The sequence below is a fragment of the Nocardia cyriacigeorgica genome (genome assembly GCF_010858045.1).
Classification (GTDB): domain Bacteria; phylum Actinomycetota; class Actinomycetes; order Mycobacteriales; family Mycobacteriaceae; genus Nocardia; species Nocardia cyriacigeorgica_E.
Genome location: NZ_JAAGVC010000019.1, coordinates 67239 through 80005, shown reverse-complemented (window position 1 = coordinate 80005; position 12767 = coordinate 67239). Strand labels below are relative to the sequence as shown.

Genomic DNA, 12767 nt, shown 5'->3' with positions numbered 1-12767 from the left:
GCTAGGTGGGCAGACTTTCATGATTGGCGCAGTCGGGGGGCGACTGACTCATGAGCGGCGGTCCGCGGTGATCGGTATCAGCGGATGCCATAGGAGCCACCGCGGATGACTCGTCCCGCTCGTGTACGGCCGACCCGTACCCGGCGGCCGAGGGTAACCACGCTTCCGCAACTGATGGCGGCCGCTGTCGAGGCCAACCCCGGCGGTCGCGCGGTCGTCGTCGCCGACGCTTCGGCAACCCGTGGGCAGCTCGACTACGCCGAACTGGACGCCAGGTCGACCAGGCTGGCCCGGATGCTGATCGAGCGCGGGGTCGGGCCGGAGGATCTGGTCGCCGTCGGCATCCCGCGCTCCATCGAGTCGGTGGTGGCGGTCTGGGCGGTGGCCAAGTCGGGCGCCGGCTTCGTGCCGATCGACCCGAACTATCCCGCCGACCGCGTGCAGCACATGGTCAAGGATTCCGGCGTGGTGATCGGCCTGACCGTGGCTGCCGCCGCGGAAACTCTGCCGGGGCAGGTCGATTGGCTGATCATCGACGACGAGGCCGGTGCGCGCCGACGCGAGCAGTACTCCGCCGAACCGATCACCTTCGCCGACCGGGTGCGTCAACTGCGCGCCGAACACCCTGCCTACGTCATCTACACCTCCGGTTCCACCGGTCTGCCCAAGGGCGTGGTGGTCACCCAGGCCGGACTGTCGAGTTTCTGCGATGAGCAGCGCGAACGGTATCGGCTGACGCCGGATTCGCGCACCCTGCATTTCGCCTCGCCGTCGTTCGACGCCTCGGTGCTCGAGCTGCTGCTCGCGCTCGGTGGGGCCGGAACCATGGTGGTGGCCGCGCCGACCGTCTACGGCGGCGACGAACTGGCGAATCTGCTGCGCCGCGAGGGCGTGACGCATGCGTTCATCACGCCGGCCGCACTGGCCTCGGTCGATCCCGCCGGCCTTGATGAGCTGCGGGTGGTGGTGGCCGGTGGTGAGGCCTGCCCGCCGGATCTGGTGCGCCGCTGGGTGCGGCCGGTCGCGGACGGTACCAGGGAATTCTTCAATGGTTACGGTCCCACCGAGACCACCATCATGACCAACATCAGTGCGGCGCTGAGCCCGCAGGACGCCGTCACCATCGGTGGGCCCATACGGGCGGTCACCGAATACGTGCTCGACGAACGCCTGACGCCGGTGCCGACCGGTGTCGCGGGCGAGCTCTACATCACCGGCGCGCAGCTGGCGCGCGGCTACCACGAGCGACCGGGCCTGACTTCGCAGCGTTTCGTCGCGAACCCGTTCGCCGACAACGGCTCCCGGCTCTACCGCACCGGCGACCTGGTGCGCTGGACCGCGGACGGCGATCTGGAGTATCTGGGCCGCAACGATTTCCAGGTCAAGATCCGTGGCTTCCGGATCGAACTGGGTGAGATCGACGCGGTGCTCGGCAGGCACGAATCCGTCGATTTCGCGGTGACGGTCGGGCACCGGCTCGACACCGGCGCAACCATTCTCGCCGCCTATGTGCACCCCGCCGAGGGCGCCGAGGTCGACCCGGCCGCGCTGCTGGCGTTCGCGAGCAACAGCCTGCCCGCGCATATGGTGCCGACCTCGATCACGGTGCTCGACGAGATCCCGTTGACGCCGGTCGGCAAGCTCGACCGGCGCGCGCTGCCGACCCCGAGGTTGCAGACCACCACCTTCCGTGAGCCGTCCGGGTGGGCCGAGCAGCTGGTGGCCGAGGTGTTCGCCGAGTTGCTCGGCACCGAGGCGCCGCTCGGCGCCGATGACGACTTCTTCGAACTCGGCGGCAACTCGCTGATCGCCACCCAGGCCGCGGCGCGCCTCGGCGCCGCCGTCGACGCCAGGATCGCGGCGCGGGTGATCTTCGAGGCCCCGACGGTGGCGGCCCTGGCCGAACGCCTCGGCGCCGAGCGTGGCAGCGGCGGACGTCGCGCGCTCGCGCCGATGCCGCGTCCGGAGCGCATTCCGCTCTCGCCCGCCCAGCAGCGGATGTGGTTCCTGAACCAGTTCGACACCGAGTCCGCGGCGAACAATATTCCGTTCGCCCTGCGCCTGACCGGTGCACTCGACCTCGCCGCACTGCATGCGGCCATCGCCGATGTGCTGGATCGGCACGAGAGCCTGCGCACGGTGTATCCGGCCAGCGACGGCGCAGGTCATCAGGTGATCCTGCCCGTCGAGCAGGTGCTGCCCGAGCTGATCGCCGAGCCGGTCTCGCGGGACGAGCTGCCGCACTGGCTGGCCGGCCGCGCGCTGACCGGATTCGATGTCGCCGCCGAGGTGCCGCTGCGGATCGCGGTGGCCGAGCTCGGCGCCGACGAGCACGTGCTGGCCGTCGTTGTGCACCACATCGCCGCCGACGGCACCTCGCTGGCGCCGCTGGCCACCGACCTGGTGACGGCGTACCTGGCGCGGATCACCGGTGCGGCACCGCAGTGGGCGCCGCTGCCGGTGCAGTACGCCGACTACACGCTGTGGCAGCGTGACGTGCTCGGCGACGAGGACGACCAGGAATCCCTGGCCGCTCGCCAGCTGGCGTTCTGGCGGCAGGCACTGGCAGGCATCCCGGACCGGATCGATCTGCCCGCCGACCGTCCGCGCCCCAGCCGATCCTCCGGGCGTGGCGCCACCCTGAATTTCGCCATCGACGCCGACACCACCACGCGGCTCGACGGCCTCGCCAACGACGCGGGCGCCTCGCTGTTCATGGTGGTGCACGCCGCGTTCGCCGCGCTGCTCGCGCGCCTGTCCGGCTCGGCCGACATCACCATCGGCACCCCGGTGGCCGGGCGCGGTGAACGCGAACTCGACGGGTTGATCGGCATGTTCGTCAACACACTGGTGTTGCGGACCGAGATCGATCCGCGGGCGAGCTTCACCGAACTGCTCGCGGCGGTGAAGGAGACCGATCTCGCCGCCTTCGCGCATACCGAGCTGCCGTTCGAGCGGCTGGTGGAGGCGCTGGATCCGGTGCGTTCGCAGGCGCATCATCCGCTGTTCCAGGTGGCGCTGTTCTTCCAGAACATGACCGCGCCGGCGCTCGACCTGCCCGGCCTGTCGGTCGAGGCGATCGACTTCGACGGTGCGGCAGCGAAATTCGATCTGCAGCTCACCATCGCTCCGCTGGCCGACGGCGGGATGTCGGCCCAGTTCACCTACGCCACAGATCTGTTCGACGAGGAGTCGGTGGCCGAGTTCGCGGCCAGGCTGCGGCGCACCCTGCGCGCGGTGGCGGATGCGCCGCACCGGCCGATCGGCGATATCGACCTGCTGTCGATGGTCGAGCGGGATCGAATCCTGCACGAATGGAACGACACCCGTAATCTGCTGACCCCGGAACTGCTGCTGGACGGCTACCGGCACGCCGTCGCGGCACACGCCGACGCGGTGGCGCTGGTGTACGAGGGTGAAGAGCTGACCTACCGCGAGTTCGACGAGCGGGTGAACCGGCTGGCGCGGCTGCTGATCGCGCAGGGTGTCGGCGCGGAATCGCTGGTCGGTCTCGCGGTGCGGCGTTCGCTGGACCTGGTGATCGGCATGTACGCCATCGTGGCCGCCGGTGGTGCGTATGTGCCGCTGGACCCCGATCATCCGGCCGAACGCATCGCGCACATCCTCGATACGGCCCAACCCGTCGCCGTGGTCACGACCACCCGCGACGCAGTCGACGTACCCGCCGGAATTCCCGTGCTGCGCATCGACGCCGTCGATCTGGAGCGCTATGCCGCGACGCCGATCCGGTCGAGCGAGCTGCTGCGCCCGGTGCGGCCCGACCACCCGGCCTACGTCATCTTCACCTCCGGCTCCACCGGCCGCCCGAAGGGTGTGGCGGTCACCCATGCCGCCATCAACAACCAGATCGAGTGGATGCTCACCGCCTATCCACTCGGCCCCGACGACGTGTACCTGCAGAAGACCGCGACCACGTTCGACGTGTCGCTGTGGGGTTTCTTCCTGCCGCTGCGGGCAGGCGCCAAGCTAGTCGTCGCGACCCCGGACGGGCACCGCGATCCGGCCTATGTGGCCGAAACCATTGCGACGCAACGGGTGACGGTCACCGACTTCGTGCCCTCGATGCTGACCGTGTTCGCCGCGCACACACCGCCGGGCTCGGTGCCGACGCTGCGTGAGGTGTTCGTCATCGGTGAGGCGCTGCCGCCGGAAACCGTTGCCGCCGTGCGCGCGATCTCCGACGCCGCTGTGCACAACCTGTACGGCCCCACCGAGGCCGCGGTCTCGGTGACCTACTGGCAGGCCGACGGTGCCGAGCAGCGGTCGGTGCCGATCGGGTTGCCGCAGTGGAATACCCGGGTGTATGTGCTGGATGCGCGGTTGCGTCCGGTGCCGCCGGGTGTGGCGGGTGAGCTGTACCTCGCGGGTGATCAGTTGGCGCGCGGCTACGTGCGTCGCCCGGATCTGACCGCCGATCGCTTCGTGGCGAATCCGTTCGGCGCGGGCGAACGGATGTACCGCACCGGTGATCTCGTCGTGTGGCGCGGCCGTGGCGACGATGCGGTGCTCGACTATCTCGGCCGCACCGATTTCCAGGTGAAGTTCCGTGGCCAGCGCATCGAGCTCGGCGAGATCGAGACCGCGCTGCTGGCGCAGCCATCGGTGAGTCAGGCGGTGGCGCTGGTGGTGCCGACCGCGCTGGGCGACCAGCTGGTGGCCTATGCGGTGGCGGCGCCGGGGGAGCGGATCGACCAGCAGCGACTGCGGGCGGCGGTCGCCGAAACCCTGCCCGCCTACATGGTGCCCGCGACCATCGTCGAACTGGCGGAGTTCCCGCTCAATCCCAGTGGCAAGCTGGACCGTAAGGCCCTGCCGGAACCGGAGTTCGAAACCCGTGCGTTCCGGGCGCCGTCCACCCCGGTCGAGGAGATCGTGGCCGGCGTATTCGCCGAGGTGCTCGGCGTGGGCCGGGTCGGCGTCGATGACGACTTCTTCGCGCTCGGCGGCAATTCGCTGATCGCCACCCAGGCCGTGTCCCGGCTCGGTGCCGCTCTCGGTGTGCGGGTGCCGGTGCGTGCGCTGTTCGAGACGCCGACCGTCGGCGCGCTCGCGGCCACCGTGGAATCGCAGACGCACGGCCGCCGCACGATCGAACTGGGCAGCATCGAACGGCCGCAACGGTTGCCGTTGTCGCTGGCGCAGCGGCGCATGTGGTTCCTCAACCGCTTCGACCAGGACGCCGCCGTCGGCTCCTCGGCCTACAACCTGCCCTTCGCGCTCCGGCTGACCGGCACCCTCGACGTCGATGCGCTCGGCGCGGCACTGGCGGATGTGGTGGCGCGGCACGAGGTGCTGCGGACGGTGTACCCCGAGACGCCGGACGGGCCGGTGCAGGTGATCTTGCCGCCGGGCGAGGGTGCGCCTGTGCTGAATGTCCGCTCGGTGGATGAAGCTGATGTCCCTGGCGCGGTGTACGCCCTGGCCTCGGCGCCGTTCGATGTGACGGATGAGGTGCCGTTGCGGGCGGTGCTGCTGTGTGTGCAGGACCCCAGCAGCCAGGACCGGACGGCCGCCGAGGGGACGGCGGGCCATGGTGCGGCAGTAGCTTCGAATGCTCGCACGTACGTGCTCGCCGTCGTCGTCCACCACATCGCCGGTGACGCGTCCTCGATGGCGCCGCTGGTGCGCGACGTGATGATCGCCTACGCCGCCCGGACGGCGGGTATGGCGCCCGAATGGCAGCCGCTGCCGGTGCAGTACGCCGATTACGCGCTGTGGCAGCGCGCGGTGCTCGGCGCCGAAGACGATACGAATTCCGTTGCCGCTCAGCAGATCGCGTTCTGGCGCGAACAGCTGGCCGGATTGCCCGACGTGCTCGACCTGCCCACCGACCGGCCGCGTCCGGCGGTCGCCTCGATGGCGGGCGGCAAGGTGCCCGTCGCCATCGACGCCGAGACGCACGCCGGGCTCGTGGCGTTGGCGCGCGAGCACAACGCGACGTTGTTCATGGTGGTGCACACGGCATTCGCGGTGTTGCTGGCGCGGCTGTCGGCGTCGAGCGATATCGCCATCGGCACGCCGGTGGCCGGGCGCGGTGAACGCGAACTCGACGATCTGATCGGCATGTTCGTCAACACCGTGGTGTTCCGCACCCGCGTCGGCGGCGGCGCGACCTTCACCGACCTGCTGGCCGGCCAGCGCGACACCGATCTGCGAGCCTTCGCCAACGCCGACATCCCGTTCGAGCGCCTGGTCGAGGTGCTCAACCCGCCGCGCTCGACCGCACACCACCCGCTGTTCCAAGTGGGCCTGTCGTTCCAGAACGTGGCTCGCGCCGAGCTCGAACTGCCCGGCCTCGCCGTCAGCGCGGTGGACGCCGATCTCGATGTGTCGCAGTTCGACCTGCACCTGATCATCGGCGACAGCTACGACGAATCCGGCACGCCCACCGGCCTCGGCGGCTTCTTCACCTACGCCACCGACCTGTTCGACGAATCCACCGTGCGCGGCTTCGCCGACCGGCTGGCGCGCGTGCTGGCCGCGGTGGTCCAGCACCCGGACGCGGTGGTGGGGGATATCGACCTGCTGGACGCTGCCGAGCGCGAGCGGGTGGTGCGCGAATGGAACGCCACCGAGCACGCGCTCGACGGCGCTGCGACTCTGGCGGCGATCCTGGATTCGGCCGTCGCGGCCGCACCGGACCGGGTCGCGCTCGTCGCCGACCTGCCGTCCGTGCCCGCATCGAGCGGTTCGGCGCGCTCCGCCGATCCGGCCCCGGCCGATGTCGCGACGCTGACCTACCGCGCCCTGGACGAGCGCGTGAACCGGCTCGCCCGCTACCTCATCGCCCAGGGCGTCGGGCCGGAGACGCGGGTGGCGCTGGCATTGCGGCGCTCGATCGATCTCGTCGTGGCCATGTACGCCGTGACCCGCGCGGGCGGCGCCTACGTGCCGGTCGATCCGGATCAGCCGGCCGAGCGGACCGGCTACATCCTGGCGACGGCCGAGCCGTTGTGTGTCCTGACCAACGCCGAGGCCGGATTCGATGCCGTGGCGGCGCCGGTGCGGACGCTCGACGAACTGGCGCTCGACGTGTTCGACCCCGCACCGATCACCGATGCCGACCGCCTCGCACCGTTGCGTCCGGAGCACACCGCGTATGTGATCTTCACGTCCGGTTCGACCGGGCGCCCGAAGGGCGTTGCGGTCCCGCATCGCGCGATCGTCAACCAATTGCAGTGGAAGACCACCCAATTCGGTCTCACCGGCGCCGACGTGGTGCTGCTGAAGACGGCGGCGACCTTCGACCTCTCGGTCTGGGAGTTCTGGTCCGCCGCCGCCTGCGCGGGACGCCTCGTCATCGCCGCACCCGACGGTCACCGCGACCCGGCCTACCTCGCCGAGCTCATGGCCGATCAGCGGGTGAGCACCCTGCACGTGGTCCCGTCCATGCTGGATGCCCTGGTGACCGCCGGTCTGCCCGGTGCGCTGCGCCGGGTGCTCGCCATCGGCGAGGCGCTGCCCGCCGCACCGGCCCAGCGCGTGCTGCGCGAGCATCCGGGCGTCGAACTGTTCAACCTCTACGGTCCGACCGAGGCGGCGGTGTCCATCACCGCCCACCGCGTCACCCGCGCCGACCAGGCCTCGGTGCCGATCGGCGGGCCCGAATGGAACAGCCGGGTCTACGTCCTGGACGCCCGGCTGCGGCCGGTGGCCCCCGGCGTCACGGGTGAGCTGTACCTCGCGGGCGCCCAACTCGCCCGCGCCTACATCGCGCGGCCGGACCTGACCGCCGAGCGTTTCGTCGCCAATCCCTTCGAGCCGGCCGCCCGCATGTACCGCACCGGCGATCTGGCCGCGTGGACCCGCACCGGTGAGCTGGAATACCGGGGCCGCACCGACTTCCAGGTGAAGATCCGCGGCTTCCGCATCGAACTGGGCGAGGTCGAAGCGGCGCTGCTGGCCGTGCCGGGTGTGGCGCAGGCCGCGGTCGTCGCGAGGTCCGATGCGCACACCGGTGAGCGACTGGTCGCCTACCTGGTGCCGGACTCGGCGCAGCCGGCGGACACCATGACCGGGACCCGCTCCCGTCACCACGCGGAGGTGTCCTCGTCCACCGAGGTCGACGTGGCGGCGGTGAAATCGGCGCTCTCGGCGGCTCTGCCCTCCTATATGGTGCCGTCCGCGTTCGTCGTGCTGGAGGCCCTGCCGCGCACGGTCAACGGAAAGCTCGACCGTAAAGCCCTGCCGGAGCCGGAGTTCCGGCCACGGGAGTTCCGGGCGCCGTCGACGCCGACCGAGGAGATCGTGGCCGGTGTGTTCGCCGAGGTGCTCGGCGCCGAACGGGTCGGTGCCGACGACGATTTCTTCGCTCTCGGTGGCAACTCGCTGCTGGCCACGCAGGTCGCGGCGCGGTTGGGTGCGGCGCTGGACGCGCGGGTGCCGGTGCGGGCGTTGTTCGAGGCGTCCACCGTGTCCGGGCTCGCGGCCGAGGCCGCGCGGCACGCCGGCTCCGGCCGTCGCGCACTCACCCCCATGCCGCGCCCAGACGACATTCCGTTGTCGCCGGCCCAGCAGCGGATGTGGTTCCTCAATCAGTTCGACACGTCCTCGCCGGTCTACAACATCCCGGCCGCGATCCGGTTGACCGGCGAGCTGGATACCGATGCGCTGGCCGCGGCGATCACCGATCTGGTGGCCAGACACGAAATCCTGCGCACCACCTACCCGCAGACCGACGACGGCCCGATCCAGCGCGTGGCCGACGCCGCCCCGGTGGCACCCACGCTCCGGGCCGTCGCCGAATCCGAGATCGCCGATGCGGTGCGCGAGGTGGTCGCCGCCGGATTCGATGTGACGCGCGAACTCCCGTTCCGCACCGCGCTGCTGCGCATCACGCCCACCGACCATGTGCTGGTGTTCGTGGCCCACCACATCAGTGCCGATGGCTGGTCCATGGGCCCGCTCACCCGGGACCTGATGCTGGCCTACACCGCCCGCAGCGGTGGCAGCGAACCGCACTGGACGCCGCTGCCCGTGCAGTACGCCGACTACAGCCTGTGGCAGCGCGAGATCCTCGGTGACGAAGCCGATCCGGAAAGCCTCATCGCCACCCAGACCGAGTACTGGCGCACCGCACTGGCCGGTCTGCCGGAGGAACTGCCGCTGCCCGCGGACCGGCCCCGCCCGGCAGTGGCGTCCTACCGCGGCGAGACCTTCGCCGTCGATCTCGACGCCGAACTGCACGCCGGCTTGGAACGCGTGGCCGCCGAACACGATGCGACGCTGTTCATGGTCGTGCACGCCGCGCTCGCGGTGCTGCTGGCGCGGTTGTCCGGCAGCAGCGATATCGCGGTCGGCACCCCGGTCGCCGGACGCGGCGAGGCCGAACTCGACGAGCTGATCGGCATGTTCGTCAACACTCTCGTGCTGCGCACCGAGGTCGATTCGGCGGCCGGATTCGACGCGCTGCTGCGCGAGGTCCGCGGCACCGATGTGGCGGCCTTCGGCCACGCCGACGTCCCGTTCGAGCGGCTGGTGGAACTGCTGGACCCGGCCAGGTCGACGGCAAGGCATCCGCTGTTCCAGGTGATGCTGACCTTCCAGAACCTGGGTCGCACCGAGTTCGCCCTGCCCGGTCTCACCGTGTCGGCCGTCGATCTCGACGACGCCGTCGCCAAGTTCGATCTCCAGGTCACCATTGCCGAGCAACCCGGCGCGTCCGGCATGAGCGCGGTATTCACCTACGCCACCGATCTGTTCGACGCCGCGACCGTGCGCACGTTCGCGGATCGTTTCCAGCGGGTCCTGGCCGCCGTCGCCGCCGACGCGAGCACCGTCGTCGGCGAGATCGACCTGCTCGCCCCCGGCGAACGTGAACGGGTGCTGCACGCATGGAACGCCCCCGGCGCCTGGGTGCCCGGCACCACGCTGCCCGCCCTCATCGCCGAACAGGCCTGGCGCCGCCCGGACGCCGTCGCCCTCCGCGCCGGCGCCGTCGCGCTCACCTTCGGCGAACTCCAGCGGCGCGCCAACCGCGTCGCCCGTGCGCTGATCGCGCGCGGCGCGGGCCCGGAAACGCTGGTGGCGGTGGCCGTCGAGCGGACCGAAGAGTTGCCGGTGGCCTTGCTCGGCGTGCTCACCGCCGGTGCGGCCTACCTGCCGATCGATGCCACCTATCCGGCGCAGCGGCTCGAGTTCATGCTCGACGACGCCGCCCCGGTCTGCGTGCTCACCACCGCCGCCGAACGCGAACGCGTCCCGGTGGGGGAGCGCGCGGTGGTGCTGCTCGAGGACGCCGCGTCCTACTCCGATGCCCGCATCGACGACACCGACCGGCTCGCCCCGCTGCGGCCGGACAATCTGGCCTACGTCATCTACACCTCCGGCTCCACCGGCGTGCCCAAGGGCGTCGGCGTCACCCACCGCAACGTGGTCGAGCTGTTCGCCAATACCCAGCCGCAGTTCGGTTTCGGCGCCGCCGATGTGTGGACGCTGTTCCACTCCTACGCCTTCGACTTCTCGGTGTGGGAGCTGTGGTGCGCGCTCACCCACGGCGGCAGCGTGGTGGTGGTCGATTACCTCACCTCGCGCTCGCCGGAACAATTGCGCGAGTTGCTGATTCGTGAACGGGTGACGGTGCTGAACCAGACGCCGTCGGCGTTCTACCAACTGGCCGAGGCCGATCGCGAGGCCGACGGCGAACTGGCGCTGCGCTATGTGATCTTCGGCGGTGAGGCACTGGATTCGCGCCGGTTGGCTCGCTGGTACGAACGTCATCCGATGGATGCCCCGCGCCTGGTGAACATGTACGGCATCACCGAGACGACGGTGCACGTATCGTTCCTGTCGCTGGACGAGCACACCGCCGACCGCCCCGGCCTGATCGGGCGCGCCCTGCCCGGGCTGGCGGCCAGGGTGCTCGACGACCGGCTGCATCCCGCGCCCGTCGGCGTGCCGGGCGAGATCCACGTCTCCGGCGCCCAGCTCACCCGCGGCTACCTCGGCCGCCCCGGCCTGACCGCCACCAGGTTCGTGGCGGATCCGTTCGGTGCGCCGGGGTCGCGGATGTACCGCACCGGTGACGTCGGCCGCTGGCGTGACGCACCGGCCTCGCTCGAGTACGCGGGCCGCAGCGACCAGCAGGTCCAGCTGCGCGGGTTCCGGATCGAACTCGGCGAGATCGAGGCCGCCCTGCTGCGCTGCCCCGGCGTCGGCCACGCCGTCGCCACGGTCCGCGCCGACGCGGTCGCGGGCGAGCGCCTCATCGGCTACGTCGTCCCGGCCCCCGGCGCCACCCTCGCCCCCGCACAGCTGCGCGGGCAGGTCGGCGAGTTCCTCACCGGCTACATGGTTCCGGACGCGTTCGTGGTGCTGGACGCGCTGCCGTTGACCCCGAACGGCAAGCTCGATCGTCGCGCCCTGCCGGCACCGGAGTTCACCGGCGCCACCGACTTCCGGGCACCCGAGACCGAGCTGGAGCAGACGGTCGCCGAAGTCTTCGCCGATCTGCTCGGCGCCACCCGCGTCGGGCTCGACGACGATTTCTTCTCCCTCGGCGGCAATTCGCTGCTGGCCACCCGCGCGGTGGCGCGGCTGCGTGCGGCGACCGGCGTGCCGGTGGCGGTGCAGTGGTTGTTCACCGACGCCACCGTCGCGGGCCTGGCCGCCCGGCTGCACGCGCCCGCACCGGAACTCGACGCGGGCGCCGCCCTCGATGTGCTGCTGCCGCTGCGCGCCGGAGGCGAGGCCGAGCCGCTGTTCTGTGTGCACCCGATGTACGGGCTGGCCTGGTCCTATGCCGGGCTCGCCGGGCATATGCCGGACGAGGTTCCGCTGTACGGCTTGCAGTCGCCCGCGCTCTCGGGCGAGGGCGAGCTGCCCGAGACGCTGGCCGAGCTCGCGCGTCGTTATCTGTCCGAGATCCGCACCGTCCAGCCGCACGGCCCGTACCGGCTGCTCGGCTGGTCGCTCGGTGGTGTGCTGGCCCATGCCATCGCCACCGAACTCCAGGCCGCGGGCGAGCAGGTGAGCCTGCTGGCCATGCTGGACAGCCATCCCGACCCCGATGTGGCCGGATTCCGGGCCGCGGTGCGTGAGGCCCTGTCCGAACTCGGCCTCGGCACCGATGTGCTCGGCGACGGCGACGATATCTACGACCTGTCCGACGAGGCCTTGGCCACACTGCACGCGATGATCCCGGCCGAACTGCTCGCCCTCACCCCCGAGCGGCTGCGGCGGGTCTATCGCGGCGCGGTGCGCTCGGCGGAGCTGATCTCCGGGTACCGGCCTGGCGTTTTCGACGGCACGGTCGAGTACTTCAGCGCCTCGGTACCGCATCCGCGCCAGCTCACCGGCGGTCCGCGGGCCGCCGATTGGCAGCGGTACGTCTCCGGTTCGGTGGTGGATCATCCGATTCCGGTGAACCACGATCAGATGACCTCACCCGCCGCGCTGGATGTGATCGGACCGCGCCTGGCCGCCCTGCTCGACCAGGCAGACTGACCGGTCGTGGCCGTGGCCGCCCGCTGCTTGCGCGGGCGGGGGATAATCGGCCCCGGTAGTTCGTCGGTGGCAGCGATGAACCGCCGCGAACGGTAACGATCGGCACATGCCCACTCGATTGAGTGATGACGGCGTGCTCCGTCGATCGGTCCCGCATGGCCGATGACACGACTACAGGCAGGGTGAGGCAGCTACATGAAACCGGTGGGTGGGCAGTGGCGCGGCGAGGTCCGGGGGACGATGCCGGCATGACGCGTCCGGCACGAGTTCGCCCCACCCGCATCCGGCGCCCGCGGGTCACC

Annotated in this window: 1 protein-coding gene; it reads left to right on the top strand. The window is 70.8% G+C overall.

Annotated elements, in window-relative coordinates; genetic code table 11:
* The first annotated feature begins 171 nt into the window (after window positions 1-171).
* Window positions 172-12465, top strand: a complete 12294-nt coding sequence (locus GV790_RS17670) for an amino acid adenylation domain-containing protein (RefSeq protein ID WP_425343124.1) — start codon at window positions 172-174, stop codon at window positions 12463-12465.
* The last annotated feature ends 302 nt before the right edge of the window (window positions 12466-12767 follow it).